28 protein-coding genes and 1 tRNA gene are annotated in these 17,189 nt (G+C 62.9%); 3 read left to right on the forward strand and 26 right to left on the reverse strand.

The genetic code is table 11. The annotated features are described in order from the left end of the window. Positions 1-40 precede the first annotated feature (40 nt). The 7 genes from ACP2YO_RS17925 to ACP2YO_RS17955 all read right to left on the reverse strand — a co-directional run bounded on the left by ACP2YO_RS17925 (position 41) and on the right by ACP2YO_RS17955 (position 3,473). Positions 41-127, reverse strand: a tRNA-Leu gene (locus tag ACP2YO_RS17925). Between the two features lie 89 nt (positions 128-216). Next, positions 217-1,293 (reverse strand): tyrosine-type recombinase/integrase, encoded by a 1,077-nt coding sequence (locus ACP2YO_RS17930; protein ID WP_426442025.1) that lies wholly within the window; start codon positions 1,291-1,293, stop codon positions 217-219. After that, on the reverse strand, positions 1,271-1,495 hold the full coding sequence (locus ACP2YO_RS17935; protein WP_426442026.1) for a hypothetical protein: 225 nt from the start codon (positions 1,493-1,495) through the stop codon (positions 1,271-1,273). Before ACP2YO_RS17935 ends, ACP2YO_RS17930 begins: the two co-directional genes overlap by 23 nt. Beyond that, a complete protein-coding gene (locus ACP2YO_RS17940; RefSeq protein ID WP_426442027.1) occupies positions 1,495-1,731 on the reverse strand; it encodes a hypothetical protein in 237 nt (78 codons plus the stop codon). Before ACP2YO_RS17940 ends, ACP2YO_RS17935 begins: the two co-directional genes overlap by 1 nt. 360 nt (positions 1,732-2,091) lie before the next feature. Then, on the reverse strand, positions 2,092-2,574 hold the full coding sequence (locus ACP2YO_RS17945) for a hypothetical protein (protein ID WP_426442028.1): 483 nt from the start codon (positions 2,572-2,574) through the stop codon (positions 2,092-2,094). A gap of 213 nt (positions 2,575-2,787) precedes the next feature. Beyond that, positions 2,788-2,973 carry a hypothetical protein gene (locus tag ACP2YO_RS17950; RefSeq protein WP_426442029.1) on the reverse strand — a complete coding sequence of 62 codons (186 nt, stop codon included), beginning with the start codon at positions 2,971-2,973 and terminating at the stop codon, positions 2,788-2,790. After that, entirely contained in the window at positions 2,970-3,473 is a 504-nt protein-coding gene (locus ACP2YO_RS17955; RefSeq protein WP_426442030.1) for a hypothetical protein, read from the reverse strand. Before ACP2YO_RS17955 ends, ACP2YO_RS17950 begins: the two co-directional genes overlap by 4 nt. On the opposite strand from ACP2YO_RS17955, the gene ACP2YO_RS17960 reads away from it, so the two are divergent. After that, positions 3,472-3,678, forward strand: a complete 207-nt coding sequence (locus ACP2YO_RS17960) for a hypothetical protein (protein WP_426442031.1) — start codon at positions 3,472-3,474, stop codon at positions 3,676-3,678. The two genes, ACP2YO_RS17955 and ACP2YO_RS17960, sit on opposite strands and share 2 nt — an antisense overlap. Positions 3,679-3,720: 42 nt before the next feature. Next, the gene (locus tag ACP2YO_RS17965; protein WP_426442032.1) at positions 3,721-3,924 is read left to right on the forward strand and encodes a hypothetical protein; all 204 of its coding nucleotides are present in this window, start codon (positions 3,721-3,723) and stop codon (positions 3,922-3,924) included. A 51-nt stretch (positions 3,925-3,975) separates the two neighbouring features. Here ACP2YO_RS17965 and ACP2YO_RS17970 read toward each other — a convergent pair whose 3' ends face one another. The 19 genes from ACP2YO_RS17970 to ACP2YO_RS18060 form a co-directional block, all read right to left on the reverse strand. Beyond that, positions 3,976-4,179, reverse strand: coding sequence for a cold-shock protein (locus ACP2YO_RS17970; RefSeq protein ID WP_426442033.1), 204 nt, complete (start codon positions 4,177-4,179; stop codon positions 3,976-3,978). Positions 4,180-4,194: 15 nt separating this feature from the next. Beyond that, entirely contained in the window at positions 4,195-4,410 is a 216-nt protein-coding gene (locus tag ACP2YO_RS17975; RefSeq protein ID WP_426442034.1) for a hypothetical protein, read from the reverse strand. Positions 4,411-4,420: 10 nt separating this feature from the next. Continuing rightward, positions 4,421-4,681 carry a hypothetical protein gene (locus ACP2YO_RS17980; RefSeq protein WP_426442035.1) on the reverse strand — a complete coding sequence of 87 codons (261 nt, stop codon included), beginning with the start codon at positions 4,679-4,681 and terminating at the stop codon, positions 4,421-4,423. Further along, on the reverse strand, positions 4,678-5,262 hold the full coding sequence (locus ACP2YO_RS17985; protein ID WP_426442036.1) for a hypothetical protein: 585 nt from the start codon (positions 5,260-5,262) through the stop codon (positions 4,678-4,680). The genes ACP2YO_RS17980 and ACP2YO_RS17985 overlap by 4 nt, the downstream gene beginning before the upstream one ends. Before the next feature lie 2 nt (positions 5,263-5,264). After that, positions 5,265-7,331 carry a hypothetical protein gene (locus ACP2YO_RS17990; protein WP_426442037.1) on the reverse strand — a complete coding sequence of 689 codons (2,067 nt, stop codon included), beginning with the start codon at positions 7,329-7,331 and terminating at the stop codon, positions 5,265-5,267. Between the two features lie 16 nt (positions 7,332-7,347). Next, entirely contained in the window at positions 7,348-7,509 is a 162-nt protein-coding gene (locus tag ACP2YO_RS17995) for a hypothetical protein (RefSeq protein WP_426442038.1), read from the reverse strand. 72 nt (positions 7,510-7,581) lie between these two features. Next, positions 7,582-8,256, reverse strand: coding sequence for a hypothetical protein (locus ACP2YO_RS18000; RefSeq protein WP_426442039.1), 675 nt, complete (start codon positions 8,254-8,256; stop codon positions 7,582-7,584). A 1-nt stretch (position 8,257) separates the two neighbouring features. Further along, positions 8,258-8,815, reverse strand: coding sequence for a hypothetical protein (locus ACP2YO_RS18005; protein WP_426442040.1), 558 nt, complete (start codon positions 8,813-8,815; stop codon positions 8,258-8,260). A 275-nt stretch (positions 8,816-9,090) separates the two neighbouring features. Continuing rightward, positions 9,091-9,525 carry a hypothetical protein gene (locus ACP2YO_RS18010; RefSeq protein ID WP_426442041.1) on the reverse strand — a complete coding sequence of 145 codons (435 nt, stop codon included), beginning with the start codon at positions 9,523-9,525 and terminating at the stop codon, positions 9,091-9,093. Positions 9,526-9,527: 2 nt separating this feature from the next. Beyond that, positions 9,528-9,779: a hypothetical protein gene (locus ACP2YO_RS18015; protein ID WP_426442042.1), complete on the reverse strand. Its 252-nt coding sequence runs from the start codon at positions 9,777-9,779 to the stop codon at positions 9,528-9,530. After that, the gene (locus ACP2YO_RS18020) at positions 9,757-9,951 is read right to left on the reverse strand and encodes a hypothetical protein (protein WP_426442043.1); all 195 of its coding nucleotides are present in this window, start codon (positions 9,949-9,951) and stop codon (positions 9,757-9,759) included. The genes ACP2YO_RS18015 and ACP2YO_RS18020 overlap by 23 nt, the downstream gene beginning before the upstream one ends. Continuing rightward, complete coding sequence (locus ACP2YO_RS18025) at positions 9,951-11,402, reverse strand: terminase large subunit domain-containing protein (protein ID WP_426442044.1); 1,452 nt, start codon at positions 11,400-11,402, stop codon at positions 9,951-9,953. The genes ACP2YO_RS18020 and ACP2YO_RS18025 overlap by 1 nt, the downstream gene beginning before the upstream one ends. 29 nt (positions 11,403-11,431) lie before the next feature. Further along, on the reverse strand, positions 11,432-11,803 hold the full coding sequence (locus ACP2YO_RS18030) for a hypothetical protein (RefSeq protein ID WP_426442045.1): 372 nt from the start codon (positions 11,801-11,803) through the stop codon (positions 11,432-11,434). A 278-nt stretch (positions 11,804-12,081) separates the two neighbouring features. Next, entirely contained in the window at positions 12,082-12,771 is a 690-nt protein-coding gene (locus ACP2YO_RS18035) for a recombinase family protein (RefSeq protein WP_426442046.1), read from the reverse strand. 505 nt (positions 12,772-13,276) lie between these two features. Further along, on the reverse strand, positions 13,277-14,584 hold the full coding sequence (locus tag ACP2YO_RS18040; RefSeq protein ID WP_426442047.1) for an AAA family ATPase: 1,308 nt from the start codon (positions 14,582-14,584) through the stop codon (positions 13,277-13,279). Next, the gene (locus tag ACP2YO_RS18045) at positions 14,574-14,771 is read right to left on the reverse strand and encodes a hypothetical protein (protein WP_426442048.1); all 198 of its coding nucleotides are present in this window, start codon (positions 14,769-14,771) and stop codon (positions 14,574-14,576) included. Before ACP2YO_RS18045 ends, ACP2YO_RS18040 begins: the two co-directional genes overlap by 11 nt. Continuing rightward, positions 14,765-15,508 (reverse strand): DUF7146 domain-containing protein, encoded by a 744-nt coding sequence (locus ACP2YO_RS18050; protein WP_426442049.1) that lies wholly within the window; start codon positions 15,506-15,508, stop codon positions 14,765-14,767. The genes ACP2YO_RS18045 and ACP2YO_RS18050 overlap by 7 nt, the downstream gene beginning before the upstream one ends. Next, the gene (locus ACP2YO_RS18055) at positions 15,505-15,747 is read right to left on the reverse strand and encodes a hypothetical protein (RefSeq protein WP_426442050.1); all 243 of its coding nucleotides are present in this window, start codon (positions 15,745-15,747) and stop codon (positions 15,505-15,507) included. The genes ACP2YO_RS18050 and ACP2YO_RS18055 overlap by 4 nt, the downstream gene beginning before the upstream one ends. Continuing rightward, positions 15,744-16,088 carry a hypothetical protein gene (locus tag ACP2YO_RS18060; RefSeq protein ID WP_426442051.1) on the reverse strand — a complete coding sequence of 115 codons (345 nt, stop codon included), beginning with the start codon at positions 16,086-16,088 and terminating at the stop codon, positions 15,744-15,746. The genes ACP2YO_RS18055 and ACP2YO_RS18060 overlap by 4 nt, the downstream gene beginning before the upstream one ends. 559 nt (positions 16,089-16,647) lie before the next feature. Between ACP2YO_RS18060 and ACP2YO_RS18065 the strand changes: the two genes are divergently transcribed. Beyond that, positions 16,648-17,082, forward strand: coding sequence for a twin-arginine translocation pathway signal (locus ACP2YO_RS18065; protein ID WP_426442052.1), 435 nt, complete (start codon positions 16,648-16,650; stop codon positions 17,080-17,082). Positions 17,083-17,189: the final 107 nt, after the last annotated feature.

Below are 17,189 nucleotides of genomic sequence, written 5' to 3' on the forward strand. Positions count from 1 at the left end.
CAGCGCGCCATGACCGGACTAGGAACAGCAAGGGTATGTTTGGTGCGGGCGGTGGGAGTCGAACCCACACGACGTTGCCATCGAGGGATTTTAAGTCCCTTGCGTCTACCAGTTCCGCCACGTCCGCTTCGTTGATTTCCATAGCTTTTTTGCCTTTTTACCGCAAATGTTTTGCAGGATTTCCCTCGTGTTTTGCAAAATCGATGGAAAACCTGTTCACGTCTTGTCTTTCGCGCGCTCGAAAGCCCGGATCACGTTGACCTCGCGCTCGACATGGCGGGTATAGTGTTTGCCCATCGCTTCCGACTTGTCGCCGAGCAGATCAGCCACCTCGGCGTTGCTGGCGCCGCCGGTTCGCTTCCACCATGCGGCATAGGAGACGCGCAGGCCGTGCAGGGTGGTTCCGGCGCCGATCTTGCCGGCGCGCTCCTGGTCGCGCAGCCAGTGGCTGACGCGGGTTTGCATGTCCTTCTCGTTCTCCCATGGCGTGCCGGCGTCGCGCAGGGCGATCGGACCGTCTGGCGTGCGCACCTTGATGGTGGCCAGGAACGCTTGCAGCTCCGGCATCGCCGGCAGGAAGTTCTTTTCGTTGTTCTTCTTCGTGGTGAGCCGGATGCACATGCCGGTCAGCGGGTGCGGCTGGTACTGCTTCCAGTTCGCCACCACGATGGTCTGCCCGCGCAGGCCGGCATAGCGCGCCAACATCATGGCGGTCTTGATCTCCATCGGCGCGATCGCGATCGCGGCCTGCCACTCCTCGAGATACCATTCGCGGTTGGCGTTGGGATCCGCGCTGTGGCCCTTGTCCATGCCGAGGCATGGGTTCGACAGCATCTTGTTGCGCTTGACCGCCTGTGTGAACATCGAGGAGAGCGCCGCGATCATCTTGTCGGCGAAGCGGCCCCACTTCTCCTTGGCGCAGCGATCGCGCACCTCATAGAGCGAGGGCGTGGTGATGGCGTCGAGCGGGCAATCGAACTCAGGCCGCAGCCATTCATAGGCCGCGTCATAGTCCTTGCGTGTGGCGTCGGCGAGCTTGGCATAGCGCGGGCAGTCGGCCTTGAACCATGCCACCAGCGATCCCAGCGTGCCCTCGGGATAGACGCGATTGAGATCGCGCTTGCGGCGACCATTGTAGGCGCCGATCATGTCCGGCTCGGCCAGGCGGGCCAGGAGCTCGGCGCGCGTGCCCTCGAATCCCTTGAGCAGTGCGCCACCGTCGCGGAAATAGACGTACCAGCGCCCGCGGGCGCGCACGATGTTGAGTCCTTCAAGTCGCACCGTGATCACCATGTAGCTTCTCCCCGAAACGGCGAGGTGCCGGCGGCGGGGATGGTTGCGCATCTGCAGGGACAAGGGAAGCCACATCGACGGGCTTATCCGCGACAATCAGGGTGCCGTCGGGCTTGACGCCAACCACAAGGCGGCCGGCCTTCTCGACGCCCTTGATGGCGCGGGCGAGGGACGCTTCAGTGAAGGAGAGGGCGCGCGTCATCAGGCTGCTTCCCGTCGCGCGGGGGCGTAGACAGCATCTTCGAATGCCGCGATCAGCGACCGGATCGTTCGCCCACGATCTTTCGATCGGGTGTCGCGCCACTCGCCAGTGGCCGAATCCAAGATAAAGCGGCCGGCGATCAGATATCGATCACCGCCGATGCCAGAGGTGCCAATTTCTGCGGCATGAAGTGAGGCGATGCGCGAGGGTACTGTGGTTTCAACCGTGCCAGTCATCAGGCCGACACCTTCTTCAGCGGCGGCGCAGCGTCCATGGCGTCGCGAGCGATGCGGACGATTTCGGAAGTTCTGTTTGAGCAGTTGCGCTCGGCTCGGTACATGAGCCACTCGTCAACGTCGAGTGGGATGCGTATCAAGACCGCTTTGGTGTCAGATCGTCGTCCTTCAGAAGACATAGTTAGGGCTCCGTCCCGCTGTGTGTGTCGTCACCAGCGGGGCGGAGGCCCCTTCCGAATCATCTGTGTGATAGAGCAGCAATATCCTCTGGAAAAAATAAGTCAATTTAAAACCTGAAGATGTCTGCCTAAGTCGTTCCGGTATTGGCATTTCGGAGGACATTTATACGGGGCGGTGAGGTCAGATCGCCCTGCCCATCGTCGCCACATCGCGCACGAGGCCAGCCGTGAATCGCGCAAGAAAGACAGCGTACGGAGTCGCCTTCTCGGCCTTGGCGACCTGCGCCTGCCGATAGGCTTTGTACTCGGCATTGACCTGCTTCAGCCCGCCGGCCTGCCGCATGGCCTCGACCCTCGCGGTAACCTTCTCGACCTCCACCGCCGCGGCGGCCCGGATCTCGGCGGCCGTATTGAACGGCGCGCCGATGGCTGCGGCCGTGCGCTCGATTAGCTCGGCAACAGCGGCCGGCGCCTCATCGATCGGATCGGTGCCCAGGCCGGCGGCGCCGAGCACCAGGTCGAGATGAGAGGGTTTGAAGAAATAGCGGATCTCGCCTGGTGCGCCTGTCTCGACACGACAGCCGCCGCCCGGAACCGCGATGATGGCGATCGCGGCGAACGGCAGCGCTGTGATGTAGGCCTCGACCAGCGACTCGCGAGACATGGCGACGGCATATAGAATCACGATCGTTAATTTTTCACCAGCCCGCCCGGGCGCCCTTCAGGACGCCGCCCATGCGCCTGCGATCCGGGTGGCCATCAACCCCCGCCCAGGATGGAAAATAATCGACAGGCGCCGCGCGCTGCTTGATCTGGCATGGCCCAAAAAGAAAGGCCCCGCGGCGAGGCGGGGCCGATCGTCGGGGCGCGACTTATTTCACTCTGCGGGCGGATCAGCCGGCACCTTCCAGACTTGCCTCGCGTAGGCGGTGAGCGCGTTGAAGATGGCAGGCTCGAGCGCGACGACATGATCGCCGTTCTCGCGTGGCGCTCGCAACCAGATCGCATAGCCGTCGAAGCTGCAGTAGCAGCCGTCGCCCAAATATTCTTCGCGCTCGCTCATTGTGATGCCTTCGCGGGCGCATCGTCGTCCGCGGCCGCCATTTCGATGAGCGCGCGCAGGAGCGGCTGGTAGTTCCGGATCACCTCTTTCGGAATGCGCAGCGTGATAACGATGTGATTCTCTTGATCGTCGATGATCTCGGCGGCCTCCTGTAGAATGCCCCACGGCAGGATAAATCGGACGCCCGGGATGTCGCCGATAAGTTGCGCAGGCGTTCCCACGGGTGTCTTAGGTAAGGACGCGGTGATATTCTTCTTTGCAGCCTTGGTCATGGCGTTCTCCTTGATCAGGGTCAGGGGTCGGCCGGACGTGCCCCGGCCGGCTGGCCCCGCTCGCTCGATGAGCGGCAGACCAAAGTTAGCACGCAACATCAACAGAGTGCCTGTAATCGGAAAAAACCGAAAATTATTTTCTGCTGCAAAATCAAGCGCGCCGGTTTGGCGATGCATATGTCTAACAGAAGTTCTGTTACTGGAGACGAAGAAGTAGGAGATGCACATGCGCGGCTGGTTCAGCATTCCCCTTGGGCAAGGGCTTCGTCTCGGCATCTCGCCCACGCGAACATGGTTTAGTTTTCCGCTGTTCGGATTCCGCGCCGGGATCAGCGCGCCCGTGCCGCGCAAGAGGAAGCCGCGATTGCCGCCGGCATTGCCCGCGGTGCCGCCGGCATTGCCCGGCAGGATGCCGGGCGCCTATGTCGACTGACGGTCCACCGCCTGGTCGAGACTTCACGCTGAAGGTGAAAAAATGATCGAACCGACGAACGACGACATCGGCCGCGCGGTCGTGTACACGGGTAACCGCTGGCCGGGTGGCAAGCTCGAGCAAGGCATCATCACGTCTTTCCATGATCATGCAGTATTCGTGCGGTACGGCGCCGACACGCATAGCAAGGCAACATCGCGCGCGGATCTGGAATGGATGCGGCCGAAGACTAGCGGCGAGCGTTGAGAAGCGGCCGGTGTGGGGTACGTCCGCCAGCACCGGCCGCAATGCTCAACGTCAGATCAGATCGACGCTGACGGCTTTTGTTTTTCCGGACTTCTTATCGACACCGACTTCGAAGCTGACCGCCTTATCCTTCGCGATATCATCGCCCTCACGTAGGGCAGAGATGTGGAAGAAAACGTCGCCGCCACCATCGTCCGGCTTTATGAAACCAAAGCCCTTGTCCTCGTTGAACATCTTAATTTTGCCGGTTGGCATGCTATCCCTCAATTTCTAATAACCGATCCCGTTATAGCACACCGGCGCGCGAGCCATGCCGCCATTCTCGCCGCCGACCGTTCCTGCCGCGATCGGCCAAGGCCCTGGGATGTCCTCGGCCAGCAAATGACGCGGCGCTCGAACTCCGCCGCAACCTGTGAGCCAGGCACCGGACATGCTCGCCGCGCGTACGTCCGGCGCGGCGAGCACCGTGCCGAGGTGCCGAAGCACCGCGACGATCTCAATTCAAGCTCGACGTCCCGCCGTTGGCCTCGAGCTCGCGCCGGGCGCTGATCACCGCCGGGATAAAAGCCTCGCAGATCGTGTTAGCCGTGGCCGGACCAAATTTCGGCGTGAGCTCCTCGCGCAGGGCTTCGCGCGCCTGGTGCAGCACGTTCATCATCTCCGCGTCGGGCATACCGACAAACCAGCGTGCGTAACCGGCCACCAATTGCATGAGGTGCTGGACGTCTTTATCCGTGATCGTCGCGGTGCTGCTCATTTCGTCGTTACTGTGGTGTTGCCCTTGCCGTCATGGACGGTGATGGCGCCATTGCCATCGGTGTGCGTCAGCGAGCCGTCATTCTTGAAGTAGATTTGGGCGCCGTAACCACCTTGCCCGCTCGGTTCTTCGTCGTTGTCGCCGCCACTTCCCCCGTCCGACGTGTCGTCACCGAGGGGTGATTTTCCTTCGGTCTGCTTGAACTTCGTCCATATGACGATTTCGCCGGACTGCACCTTCGGCGGCTGCTCGTCATCGGAGTGAACACGCTGAACGATCTTGCCGCTCTCGAGGTCGCCCTCTTGATGGCGAACGATGACCTGGTCGCCGGTCGACTTGCCGTCGCCTGGCTGCAGGCCGATGGCGATGCCGTAATCGTTGCCCGTGTGAGCGGTTTCGATTGGCAGCCAGCCGGTCTCTTGCCCCTCCGGCCAGAGCATGACCTTGGCCAGATGCTTGTCGGGATCGTAGCTGGTAACGAGGCCGTGGCGCTCGTGGTAGCGCGGGCCGCCAATCGATCCCGTGCCACCGCTCAGGTAGCGGTCGATCAGGCTGTAGATTAGTGCTTCGAGGTTTGACATGGCTACGGCCCGTAGATTCCAGCGCCGTTCGACGCCGGCGTGTCTGTTTGGTAAGTCGACGATGAGGCTTGCTGCTCAGAGACGGCCTGCGCCAGCGCTCGGCCATCGATGTTGAGATTGAGGTGGATCGGCGGTACTGGCGCGGCGCGCTGCGTGCCGCCGGGAAGGAACGGCGACGATGGATTGAGGCGGCGAAGCTGATCGGATCTTGCATTGGCGCGCTCGCGGTCCTCGCGTTCCATCCTTTCCTTGCCGATCGCGGCCTGCTGCTCGAGATAGCCATACGCGGCGCCGACAACCCCGCCGATCGCTCCACCGGCAACGGCGCCAGGCCCCAGAACGGCGCCGGCGCCGAGGCCGATCAGTGCGCCCTCACCAGCGCGCGCGCCGATTTTTGCGTTTGACCAGCCAGCCGCGCCCGGCAGCGCGGCGCGGATCCCCTCCAAGACGCCGCGGAAGTCTCGCAGCATCGCGTTGAGCGTGGGCAGCGCGTGTTGGCCGAGATCCATCGCGAGGACGTTAAATTCCTGCATCGCCGTGCGGGCGCCCTGCGCCGTAACCTGGTCGGTGTAGTTCTCGGTGAATGAGCCGTAGCGGTTCTTGAACTCCGGCGAGTTCATCTCTTTCGACAGCGCCTGCACCTGTTCGCGCACCTTGGGATCGGCGAGCAGCGCGAAGCCGCCGCCGCCCTGCGCACCGAACAGCTGTCGCTCATAGGCCGCGCGCTTATCGAGCGGGATCGTCTGCGCCTTGGCGCCGGCGATGTCGAGCATCTTCAAAATATCTGGCTTGCCTTCGGTGAACCAGGTCGGCTTGTGCTGCTCGTCGACCAGTCCGAACTCTTTCAAGGCCTCCTCGTGCTTTTTGAAGGCCATCTTTGACATCATCGACGTGCCCGGCATCGCGCGCAGCGCCATCTCGCGGAGCCAGGTGCCGGACTTCGTATTGGTCGCGCCGGCCCGCGTCAGCGCGGTGCCGAGCAGCAGCGACGTCATGGGATCGATCTCGAGACCGGACTGCAGCAGCGGCACAGCATAACCGGCGGCGCGCTCGATCGATGACAGCGAGCCCGGATTGGCCGTCGACAGGAATGCGAAGGCGGGGGCGAGCTTCTTGATGTCCTCCGGGCTGTACTGCTTGGTCATATGCGCCAAGCCGATGAGCGCGCGCATCGATTCTTCCGGGCTGTCGCCCTTGAGCCGTGCCTCGGTCGTCGCCGCGCGCAGCATCTCGGGCAGCACGTCAATTCCACCGCCGGGCGTGCCCTGGAACATCCGGATTTCCTGCTTCGCGCTCTCCGAGACGTCCTTCAGGCCATAGCCCGAACTGATCATGGAGTCCTGCAGGATCTTGCGAAACTTCGCCTTGTTGGCGTCGTTGTTCTCGACGCCGGAGTGATAGATCAACTGGAAGACCGCGTCCTCCATCTCCGCGGCTTCATAGGCGCCATAGCCGACGAGGCCAGCCGCCGCCGCCGCGCCACCGCGGAAGTTGATGTGGCCTCCGCCGGGGATCGCCGCCGAGGGACCGCTGAGATGCACGCCCGCGCCTCCGCGGGTGGCCATGAATCCAGGCTGATGCCGGCCGCCTCCGCCGCCGCCTCCGCCGCCGCCGCCGCCACCGATGCCGGCTCCGCCCCTGCGCGATGCCGCCGCTATCTGCCTGGCGTTACCGCTCGTCGTCGCCGACGCGATCGCGGTGCGCTCCCATGCGCTGGCCAAGGCTTGGGCTTCGGCGACCCCGGTTGCGCCGGGGCCTGCCAAAGCCAGATTGCGGCTGCCGCCCACAACCCCAGCACCGCCGGAGCCAACGGACGCGCGCGATGCCGAGCCGATCGCGAGACGCGCGGCGCCCGCCTGCTTGGCGACGTCGCCCCAAGCCTTCGCCAAGCCGCCGGTCTCGGCCATCGCGGCAGTCATCCCGGCCGGCTTGCCGATGAAGGCGAGACTCTCGCGCGTCTTGTCGACCTCGAGGCGAAGTTCGCGGACCTGCGCCAGTATTTTGCGCAGGGCTGGCGAGGCCTGGTCGATCAATCGGAACGTTGCGCCGACTTCGAAACTGCTGATCATCTCAACCTCTCAATATTCAAAGGAAGGCAGCGGCGATCTTGACCGCCCTGGAAAAAACCGCCGCCGCCAGCAGACGCGCGGCGAGGAGTAAACGCGCGCGGCTGATCTGATTGATGCGCCCGGCGCCATCGAGGAAGCGCCGGGCGCGAGGTCGAATAGCCAAAGTGCGTTCACTCACCTTGCTATCGACCAGACGCGAAAACCGATGCCAGCGGAATCCACGAACGCCGGCGGTCGGTCACCGCGTGTTTCATGCGGTACCGATCAGATCGGTCAAGTCGGCACTCGGACTCTCGATCAATCGATCTAGCGCTTTCGTCCAGTCGGCCTGCGCCGCAAGCGTCGTTCGTCGCGTCTCGCCGGTGCCGTCGGTCGGACCGTGCCGATGAGTTGAGGTCTCGGCATGCGGCACCATCCGGAACAGCGGAATTTCAAGAGCGGCATGCCCGTGCTCGCCGAGCAATGCCTGCTTGACGCCGATGAGCTCGTCGTAAATCTCACAGAGGGTAACAACGTGCTTGTCGTACTCGGCGAGCACGGCGTCGGCTTCAGCCGTCAATTCGCGCTTGGCGGCCTCGGTGACCGCGGCGCGCAAGCGCGTCACTTCACTCTGCGCGGTCGCGAGTTTTTCCTCGGCGGACGGCAACGCCTCCGCCGCCAGCGCGCCGTTCGCGATCTTTGCCGTCAGGTCACCGCCGTTCGCCAGCGCTTGGCCGCCGGCTGCGTGAAGCCCGGCAATAGCTGAAGTTTTTGCGCGCTGACCGGCCGCGATTGTTTCGCGCAAGGCGGTAATCAAGGCAATTCCCTCACGCTCCGCAGTCAGGGCGCCGGCGAGCTCGCGATGCCAGAATTTCAAATCTTCGCGGCCTGGGGTCTCCGGCGGCGAGCTCCCGGCGTTGCCCGACTTCTTCAGATTGACGCTCATGCTACAACCTCGCCTGATTCGAAATCCGGCGATCGGTGGAAGCCAGCAGGCCATTCTGCTCCGTCGCAAATTTGACCTTGATGCGATCAGCGGTCGTCAGGCTCGTTGCAGAGAGCCGCTTGTCGAGCTCGGCCAGGCTGATTTTGTGCCCGGTCGCGCCGTATGGCATGCCTGAGGCCGCCAACGCTTTGACGGCCGGCGGCAGCGGCATGTTGAGACGATCGAGGATGTCGGCGAGCGCGGCAGCGTTGAGATTTTGTGGGATGAAGGTGACGGGCCGCTTGGCGGCTGCGTTGCCGTCATCGGCGGCCGCATAGACCGGGTAGTCATGGTCGCGCCAAGCCGACGGCACTTTGCCCATAGCGGCCTCGGCTCGCATGCTGTCAGCCATCCGGCGCAGCACATGCACGTGACCGTTGGTCGGATGCGTGCCGATACCTGCCGCTGCCATCGCTGCATGGCAGGCGTCGAGGGCTGCGGCGTGCGGCTCGACCATGTCACGGGTCGCGGCGTTGGCCGCGACGGCGGCATGTAGCCTGTGAAACATGATGGTAGTCATGTGGTCTTTCCTCTCGATGGTTGGTCGCGCGGGAAACCGGCCGCTGCGCGTAGAGCGGTTATCGATCGTTCCGGTGTTTCAATGGCAAGCTTTCGGAGGGCGTGCCCGACGGCCTCGGTGTTCGGCCTTCATAATCGCTGCGCGGCACATGGCCGCCCTGGGGCCGGCCGTTTTCGATTGGCGCCGCGCCGGTTCGAGTGGGTTCCGCAAGGCCGTCGTGTCGGCTCGGGGATGGGTGGTTGTTCGGATTTTCGGTCATGTGATTCCCTTTCCTTTTAGGCTGCGCTCAAGAGGACGCCGAAGTTCGTAATCGTGGCGGCGCTGGCGGAAGTATTCGAGATCGTGATCTGGAACGACTGGAATGCAATGCCGTCATCGGTGATCGTGGCGAACTGCCCGACGCCGGCGGCAAAAGCGCCGCTGACCACGGCCGCGCCAACCAGGACAAGCCCGGCGCGGTCGATGAAGCGCTGGATGCTGATCGTGCCGCCTGACTGGTTTGACTTAGCGCCAACGCTGATCGACCGGAAGCCGTCAGAGATGATGACCGCCGAGACGTAGGTGCCGGTGGTGGCCGGGATCGTGCCGGTGGTCGGTAGCGTCGCGCCAATCAGAGCGGGATCGTTCGCGAGCAGGTCGACCTGCGCAGCTGGCCCGTTGGCAACGGGTTCCCAATACTGACCGGTTGCTTCTGTGCCGACGAGGGGCATGGTCAGTGGATCCTTTCGCTGTGCGCCCGCCAGACCAGCGTGACCGCACCGAGCCGCACATCGGCGGGCAACAATGTCTTCCATTCGCCACTGAGCCGCATCTCTCCGATGGGGAGAGCCGTGTCCATGAATTCCGTCCTCAGCAGGCGTTCGTTGCGATCGCGCAGGTCATTTACCTGCTCCTGAAGCTCACGCTCGCGCTTCGCAAATCCGAACAGGCGGCCGATCAGTTTACGAATCATCGCCGCCCCCATGCTTCCGGTAAAAATCGAGCTCTTGCGCCCATCTCGGTTTCGGCTTGGCCTGGCCGCTCAACATCTGGTCGAACAGGCCGTCGAGCGAACCGAGCGCCTTTGCGCCGTGTTGTTCGCCGGCGCGCTGGACGCCGAGAAGCCGCAAAAGCCTGTCGACGGAGGATTCGAACATTAGAAGATCCCTCCCTCGCCGTAGTAACCGCCAGTGCCGGGATTGAAACGTCGTTGCGGAATGCCGCTAAAGAGCAAGACCGGTTGCTGCTGTCCGACAGAGGCCAGCACCATTGCGAGACTGGCCGCATTTGCCAGATCGTCTTTTTGACCCTTTTGATGGTCGATCTTGTCACGGCCCATCGAGCTCGTCGTGCGCTGAAGTCCGGCGAACTGGACCACCAGCCGGTTCTTGGGGGTGTCGATCAAACGAGCGCGGCCGCTGGTGAAACACGCCAACACGTCCTGATAGATTTTCGATCGATCGCGTTCTGAATGTCGGTACGTCACGTCGTGCTTGGCAAAGGCCGAGACCACAAATTGCGCGCTGTACCTGTCACCGGTGCACTCGCTGAGACCGTACGACTTGAGCAGGCCAGCGACTTGCTCGACGGCATAGGCGGGGTCGAACGGTGGTCGGATTTCGAGCACAGCATCCAGGACGATGTTGCCATCTTCCTCGGCATGGCTGATCGCCGCGGTAAATGAGTCTGAAACCCCGCCGCTTGGATCGACCCCGCAATGATAGGTGAACCACTTCTGCGGCGGCCTCACCATCACACCCTGGTCGACGCTGCTCTCGATCATCTCGAGCGGCATCAGGGCGCCGATGTCATCACGGAATCGGCCGAACAGCTCGCTGACGGCCGCCGCCGGATCCGCCTCGACCTCGGCGTCGATCTGGGCTTGGGTGATCGTTGGGTTAAGCTGCCTGAGGCTGGCCTGAATCACCAACGTGTTGTCGTCGTTTTCGCCAAAGCATTTCTTATAGCGGTCCCAGAGCAACCCGGATTTTCGATACGGCGAACTGATGATGACGATCCGTGAGCCCGGGATCGTGAGCAACGCCGGCTTGAGCGCCGAATATAACTCAGTGTCCGGTGAGGCGCTGAACTCCGAGCGCATGAACGCGGCCTCGTCCATGACGGCAAGTAATACTGGCTTGCCGCGCACGGCGCGAAATGAACTGGTTGCAACCGTGACGACGACGTTGTTGCGCAATTCGAAGCCGGTCGCTGTCGTCCGCAAGACCATCTTCGCCATCGCAGGGATGTCCGTGAAATAGCTCCTGATGTAGTTCAGGACGATTTTGGCCTGGTCGCGGTCAGATGCCAAACAGAGCACCTGCGCTCGCTCTCCCGGCCGAAGCCGGTCCTGCTGGTCGAACAACGCCGCAGAGTGCGCAGCGATGACGCTCGCGACAGCGTCTTTTCCAGTTCGCCTGGCGCACGCGGCGACAAACTCCGATACGCGGCGCGTCGGTGGTTCGCGATCACCGGCGATCGACTTGAAAAACTCGATCTCGGCGGCAGACATCGGCAAGGCATCCATCGCCTTTAGGACCGCCTTCCAGTTGGCCCACGTATCAACCCCGTCGATCGGCGGAAACCACGGCTTGAAAATGCCGTCCATGGCCTCGACGATATTGGCGCGCTTCGGTTTCATTCGGCGCTGGCCTCGTCGACGGCAAAGAGATCATCGATTGAGGGACCAGTCGAAGGTCTGACCTTCACCGCCTTGGCTTGCAACAGGCCGATCACGCGGCGGGCCTCGCTGTTGACACGAACCAAGGCGTCAACGTCGTCCGGTTCGCCGTTCACACTGCGCGCCCGCAATCGCTCGCTCGCGAGCGTCAGGTGGGCGGCCTGCAGGACAATCGATTGATCCGCCGCGCTGAGGTTATCGCCAAGCTCGCGCGCAAACTGGGTGACCAAAGTGCGAAACCGCTTGGCGTCTTGCGTGCGGCCGTTGGCTACGCGAGGCAGCGGGATGCCGTGGGCGTATCTCGTCCGTTTGACGGCAGGGGCCGACATCTCGGTGTTCTCCGGGCGGCGCCGGAATGGCGCCGTTCTGGAAACGGGTACTGTTTTGGATTTCCCAAGACGCCTGCGTCGCATAGCCCGCCTGGGAAAAGCGGGGTGCGGAAAGAGCGGGGCGCCAGGCTGGTGCGTACTGCCTGAGATGGCGTGGGGCACCTAAACGGCGATTGCTCTCAATGTGCGACACCATTCGACATCGCAACGGCAACCATCGTACATGATTCGCTATTGCCGCGTCCAGAGGCCGAACGTTAACGCGCATTCGGCTTTCGTTAACGATTGCGCACCATCGAGGCCACAGCTGATGCCGCGTAGGGATTACCCTTCGGCGTGATATAGCCGGCCTCCTGTAGCGCTGCGCTGATCTGGCGCAGCGACAGCCGCGGGCGCTGCTCGCTCAACTCCCTGGCCTTCGCAAGCATGGCGCGATCGCGGTCTGAGTCGCGCTCGGCATAGGTCTTGCGACCGCCGCACTTGCCGTTCTCTTCCCGTTTGCGGTCGCGGGCGACCTTGAGCCGGTTCACAAGGCGGCTCTTTTCGTACTGATGAAAGGCGCCGGCGATCTGTCGCATCATGACGCGGGTCGGATCGCCGCTGTCGGTGAGATCATCGCCGCCGGCTGTCAGCACGCGGACGCCGCGGTTGATCAGCGCCAGGATGCCAAGCTCTTGTGTGATGAGATCGCGAGCGAAGCGGCTGGCGTCCTCCACAATGACCGTCCGGACGCCGTTGCTCTCGATGCGGTCAAGCAACGCAGCAAAGCCAGGTCGGGTCTCGATGGGGTCGACGCCGGAAACGGCGGGATCATAGTACTCGTCGACAACATCGAAGCCGGCCTGCTTGGCGTATCCCGCGATCGACGCCCTCTGGCGCTTGTCGCTGTCCTTGTCGGCACCGACGCCTGCAGCGGATGACGTCCGCAAATACGAAACGGCCTTAACCTGTTTTGCCTTGCGTGACATTGGCTTAACCTCGATTTGTACTTTTTGCTAACGAATAAACTACAGTTCTGGCGGCGGAAGTCAATCTGCATTCCGGGAATTTGCCAGCGCAATAATCCGTTGCGGTCATCGCCGCTCGCGCCGTGCACGTGGCGGGTGACCCGCCACCTGTGCGAGAAGGGTATCGATAGTATAGATACCCCTGGCATCCGCGCGACGACGTCGCGGATCCGTCGCGGTCGCAAGACGACCAGGCGGGCGCCGACCTCAGATTTGAGGGCGGCTCGGCGGGCGGGCGCGGCGTCAGCCGCCATCGCAGCACCGAATTTTTTCGGCGTGGCGGTTTTTGTTTAGGAGAGCTCTCCAGCGAAGGTGATCTCCGGTCGGGGGTCCGTTCCGCCAGTCAGTTACGCCGTTCCTTTTAATAAGGAACTGGCGAACTGGCGAACTGGCGGAAAAACCGGACCCTTCAAGCGAATTGGCACCGCCAGTTGTCCGCCAGTTTCCGCCAGTTGTGAAAGTTCGATCAGTCATCATCGGAATGCGCCGGCTGTTCGGGCTTGAATGAGCCTGCGACCATGAACTCGCGGGATTTACCCTCCTCGTCTTTTCGCTCTTCGATTTTCAGGACCTTGTTGCTAAGCCATGTTTTGATGATGGTTTTGAGCCGCTCCAAGTCTTTCGGCTGGTTGTTGCCCTTATGAACGATCGGCAGATCGAAGTGTTTGGCGAGCGCGTACCCGATCCATTTTGGCGAGCGCATGTCGGCTCGATATTCTCCAGTCGCCGCCAGTGTTCGCGCCAGTTCCATGTCCGCGGTAGTGACGTTTTTGAAGGGGTCGGGAGGGCTCCACGAACTGGCGACAGCTACAGCGTCACCATTTGCCAAGTTCTCAACCACGAGTTTCATCCATTTGGCCTTGCCGAGCGGGCCCATATTGGCCTTTCCGTTCGTGATCCGGATGTGCAGCCGGCGCTCATCTTCCGACAGCCCAAGCTTCGCGGCCTCTTCCGGCGTCATGAAATTGAACACCCGGGCCGAGCGCACCGCCCACACGATGGCCGAGGCGCCGCGCCCATCCTCAACGGTCGCGTCCGTCTGGCCGGGCCGCAACTTACCGGTGTGGTGGAATACCTCGCCGGCCGTATCGGTCTGGCTGGCGATCGCGCCGAAGCCCTCCTTGATCAGAACATCCATGTGCGAGTTGTCGTTCTCGATCACGGCGTGGAACGAGACCAGCGGGTCGACGGTGAAGACGTCAATGTCGTTTCGGTTGATCACGTCGACCATGTAGCTTTTGACCGTCTCGTCGACGACCGGCCTGTTGTTGACCAGCGCGGCGAGGCGCAGCGGGTTGTCGCGGACGGACTGCACAAGCAGCCGATCGCCGAGGTCGGCCTGGCTGATGCCGTAGCGCTGGCAAACCGCGGCCACGCGGCGATCAAGCTCGTCCTGGTCTTCCTCCCCATTGCAGACCCACACCCGCAGCGCGCCGCCGGGCGAGGGGGTCTTTGTGGCGATGTCGAACCCCGCCGCCATGCAAACCGCTTCGTAGATCCCGAACGTTGTCTTGGCGCGGCCGCCGCCGCCGATGGTGGCGCCGATGGTGCGGCGGAAATAATGGCCGTCGAAAAGGCTTGATCGCGCCGGGATCGTTGCCGGATCGCGCCACCAGGCGCGTGGCATATCGCGCTTGGGTTTTTCGGTCTTCTTTCCGTCGGCCTTGCGCGGCGTGCCATCGTGCCCGTTCGCCAAGTGCGGCTCGTCGGCGATGCGTGGCGCCGGCTGCGGCCCATCGGTGTAGACGTCGAAGCCGTCCAGATCATCCGTCATGGCGCACCTCAACCAGGTCGGCCATGTCGGCGCCAAGGCGCCGTGGCATGACGCGCCGGACCTCACGCCCGGCCTCAACCCAGCGTTTCGAGCATTCGGCCGCAGCCTCCTGGCCGGCTTGGCGGCCGTTGCGATCGGCCTCATCGTGGTCGACCAAGATCGTGAGCGCGGTGATGCCGCTCAGCACCGGAGGCTTCTGATCGCGCCGGCCGAGCCCAATGACCACACCGGCCGCAAGCCGAGCTGGCGCGCTGCGATGCAACTTTCGACACCTTCCCCGACGACCAAGGCTTGCTCAATGTCGGTATCGTCGTCGATCTTGACGGCGGCGCCCCTTGTCGGGCCCAGCGAAAGCCTGCCGATCTTGATGCCATTGGGACCGAGCGCGGTGCGCTGGATCGCTCGCGGCTGGTCGGTGTGGATGTCGCGATAGAGCGTGAGCATGCAAAGGTAGTTGGCACCACCGAACGGGCAGCCGCCGTAATAGCGCAGCACGTCGCCAGCTGGATCTTGAAACGCGAGCCCGCGGCGCTGCAAATAGGTTTCTGCCAGCGTGCCAGCGATCGGCGAGCCCTCTTCCCAAATTGCCAGCGCGCGTTTGATGTTTGTGGCGTCATCATCCTGCGGCGCCGTCGCCTTCGGCGCGGGCCTGATGATCGGCCGCGTCTCGTCGCCTCCGAGCATCTTGACCGCCGTCTGGAAGTCGCATTGGTCTATGTGCTGCACCATGGCAATGACATCGCCGGACCGGCCGCAACCGCGACACAGGAATATTTGTTTTCGGATGCTGACGCCGAACCGGTCGCGACCTCCGCATTGCGGACATGGTCCGATGAGCTCGCCACCGATGCGTTTGAGCTCGAGACCACCACGACGCGCGACCTCGGCCTCGATGCGCACGCTCTTTGCGAGGTCGACGATCATGACGCACCTCCGAGGAGCTGCGCATAGGTTGCCAAGAGATGCCGGCGACGGAGCGCGGGCAGGCGCTCTAGCTGTTCAAACGCGGCCGGCAATGCCGTCGCGTCTGTCTCGGCTCGCTGCAACGATTCGAGGAAGCCGGTCTCAAGCCGGCAGTGCACGAGCGCGAGCGCGCGCATGCTGCGCAACCGCGCCAAACGCTCGGCCGGATCGATGCCGGGGGACCACGGACCGAAGGTCATGCGCGGCCTCCGTCGCTGTACACGATCGCGCGGGCCCGGATGCCGGGCTCATTGGTCTTGGGATCGCGGGCCAGCGCCACATGAACGATCGCGTCGCGCCCGCTCTCGATCGCGCCGGGCGGAAATTCGCCTTCGATCGCAAATCGGATTCGCCTGTTGAGGTGAGGCCGGCGGCGGAAGTACTCGAGGTCATCTTCGCCGCGGTCATCGGGCGGCGAAGGCGCTTGCGGGCTGCGCGCATTCAAGGTATCTGTTGAACCGAGCCTGCTGCCGAGCTGCTCAGTCTTGAGGGGTCTTCCGATGGTTGTGGCATCGGAAGGCCCTTTGCTTTTCACGGTCATATTTCTATTCCCACCTCCCGTGCTTTGCGTCGTTTGGAAAGGCAGGCACGGCCCCGCGACGACGCGGGAAGCGTCGGGGCCGATTCGGATGGGGGAGACTGTCGCTGAAGGCCGCCGATGGTGGCGCCGCCGTGCCCGCGAAGGGCTGGGGCTAAGGTGACCCTCAACCCACCCCGCTAGCTGAAATTCCGAAGCCCGAATTGTTTTGCAAACGGGCCGGGTCCGCAGCTATTTTGGCGGGTGCGCTGGATGATGTTTTGCAGGAATGTTGAGGACTCTCAGTGGCGCCGTGAGATTTTAAGTCCCTTGCGTCTACCAGTTCCGCCACGTCCGCATGTCGCCAGGCGCGCCGATATCTAGCGCGTTTGGGCCTTCAGTGGAATTCTCAATTTCTCGCTCGAACGGGCGCGGTTTCAATGGTTTAGCGCGCCAGCTCGCAATACCATTTGCTTTGCCGGCACGTTGTGGATAAGGGCAACGCGCTGCCGTGCTGAAGCCTCAATCCGGACACCGGCGGCTGCTTTAGGCAATCTCAACACTGTCTGATTAAGAAAGCCGCATGTCCGCTCGTTTTTCACGTCGCTTGAGCCTGTCTCGCGCGGCCGCAATTGTTGCGCTGCTCGCATTGGCCGCAGGCGCGTCCGGCTGCGCGCAGATCGGCGACGCCGCGCCGTCGGCATTCGCCGATCCCGCCAAATACGAGCTCTATGATTGCAAGCAGCTCGAGGCCGAACGCAAGGCCCTCATCGACCGCGCCAAGCAGCAGGAAGCCTGGTTGGCCAAGGCACAGACCGGCGTCGGCGGCGCCGTGGTCGGCGAAATGGTCTACCGTAATGAGCTGATTTCGATCCACGCCCAGCAGAAGCTTGCCGAGGAGGCCTGGCGCCGCAACAACTGCCATGAAACGCCGCCGCCGAGCGCCGCGCCAACGCCGACGCCCACACCTACGCCCACCCCGAAAGGCTCGCGGCAGCCGCGTTCCCTGATCCATTAAAGCGTTTTCGAGCGAAGTGGACGCCGGTTCGCGTGAGGAAAACGCGTCAAAACCAAGAATCTCGAGCTTTGGTTCTGATTCAATCAGAACCGAAAATGCTCTGGAGA

It is taken from the genome of Bradyrhizobium genosp. P, assembly GCF_049949265.1.
In the GTDB taxonomy this organism is placed as follows: Bacteria; Pseudomonadota; Alphaproteobacteria; order Rhizobiales; family Xanthobacteraceae; genus Bradyrhizobium.

Coding starts and splice junctions, on each gene's coding strand:
- ACP2YO_RS17980 (WP_426442035.1), bottom strand. CDS start 4,681: ATGAGCAGCACCGCGACGATCACGGATAAAGACGTCCAGCACCTCATG.
- ACP2YO_RS17985 (WP_426442036.1), bottom strand. CDS start 5,262: ATGTCAAACCTCGAAGCACTAATCTACAGCCTGATCGACCGCTACCTG.
- ACP2YO_RS18065 (WP_426442052.1), top strand. CDS start 16,648: ATGTCCGCTCGTTTTTCACGTCGCTTGAGCCTGTCTCGCGCGGCCGCA.
- ACP2YO_RS17950 (WP_426442029.1), bottom strand. CDS start 2,973: ATGAGCGAGCGCGAAGAATATTTGGGCGACGGCTGCTACTGCAGCTTC.
- ACP2YO_RS18005 (WP_426442040.1), bottom strand. CDS start 8,815: ATGACTACCATCATGTTTCACAGGCTACATGCCGCCGTCGCGGCCAAC.
- ACP2YO_RS17945 (WP_426442028.1), bottom strand. CDS start 2,574: ATGTCTCGCGAGTCGCTGGTCGAGGCCTACATCACAGCGCTGCCGTTC.
- ACP2YO_RS18020 (WP_426442043.1), bottom strand. CDS start 9,951: ATGTTCGAATCCTCCGTCGACAGGCTTTTGCGGCTTCTCGGCGTCCAG.
- ACP2YO_RS18050 (WP_426442049.1), bottom strand. CDS start 15,508: ATGATCGTCGACCTCGCAAAGAGCGTGCGCATCGAGGCCGAGGTCGCG.
- ACP2YO_RS18025 (WP_426442044.1), bottom strand. CDS start 11,402: ATGGACGGCATTTTCAAGCCGTGGTTTCCGCCGATCGACGGGGTTGAT.
- ACP2YO_RS18040 (WP_426442047.1), bottom strand. CDS start 14,584: ATGACGGATGATCTGGACGGCTTCGACGTCTACACCGATGGGCCGCAG.
- ACP2YO_RS17935 (WP_426442026.1), bottom strand. CDS start 1,495: ATGACGCGCGCCCTCTCCTTCACTGAAGCGTCCCTCGCCCGCGCCATC.
- ACP2YO_RS18035 (WP_426442046.1), bottom strand. CDS start 12,771: ATGTCACGCAAGGCAAAACAGGTTAAGGCCGTTTCGTATTTGCGGACG.
- ACP2YO_RS18060 (WP_426442051.1), bottom strand. CDS start 16,088: ATGACCGTGAAAAGCAAAGGGCCTTCCGATGCCACAACCATCGGAAGA.
- ACP2YO_RS17940 (WP_426442027.1), bottom strand. CDS start 1,731: ATGACTGGCACGGTTGAAACCACAGTACCCTCGCGCATCGCCTCACTT.
- ACP2YO_RS18055 (WP_426442050.1), bottom strand. CDS start 15,747: ATGACCTTCGGTCCGTGGTCCCCCGGCATCGATCCGGCCGAGCGTTTG.
- ACP2YO_RS17960 (WP_426442031.1), top strand. CDS start 3,472: ATGCGCGGCTGGTTCAGCATTCCCCTTGGGCAAGGGCTTCGTCTCGGC.
- ACP2YO_RS17930 (WP_426442025.1), bottom strand. CDS start 1,293: ATGGTGATCACGGTGCGACTTGAAGGACTCAACATCGTGCGCGCCCGC.
- ACP2YO_RS17970 (WP_426442033.1), bottom strand. CDS start 4,179: ATGCCAACCGGCAAAATTAAGATGTTCAACGAGGACAAGGGCTTTGGT.
- ACP2YO_RS18030 (WP_426442045.1), bottom strand. CDS start 11,803: ATGTCGGCCCCTGCCGTCAAACGGACGAGATACGCCCACGGCATCCCG.
- ACP2YO_RS18015 (WP_426442042.1), bottom strand. CDS start 9,779: ATGGGGGCGGCGATGATTCGTAAACTGATCGGCCGCCTGTTCGGATTT.
- ACP2YO_RS17955 (WP_426442030.1), bottom strand. CDS start 3,473: ATGTGCATCTCCTACTTCTTCGTCTCCAGTAACAGAACTTCTGTTAGA.
- ACP2YO_RS17965 (WP_426442032.1), top strand. CDS start 3,721: ATGATCGAACCGACGAACGACGACATCGGCCGCGCGGTCGTGTACACG.
- ACP2YO_RS18010 (WP_426442041.1), bottom strand. CDS start 9,525: ATGCCCCTCGTCGGCACAGAAGCAACCGGTCAGTATTGGGAACCCGTT.
- ACP2YO_RS17990 (WP_426442037.1), bottom strand. CDS start 7,331: ATGATCAGCAGTTTCGAAGTCGGCGCAACGTTCCGATTGATCGACCAG.
- ACP2YO_RS18000 (WP_426442039.1), bottom strand. CDS start 8,256: ATGAGCGTCAATCTGAAGAAGTCGGGCAACGCCGGGAGCTCGCCGCCG.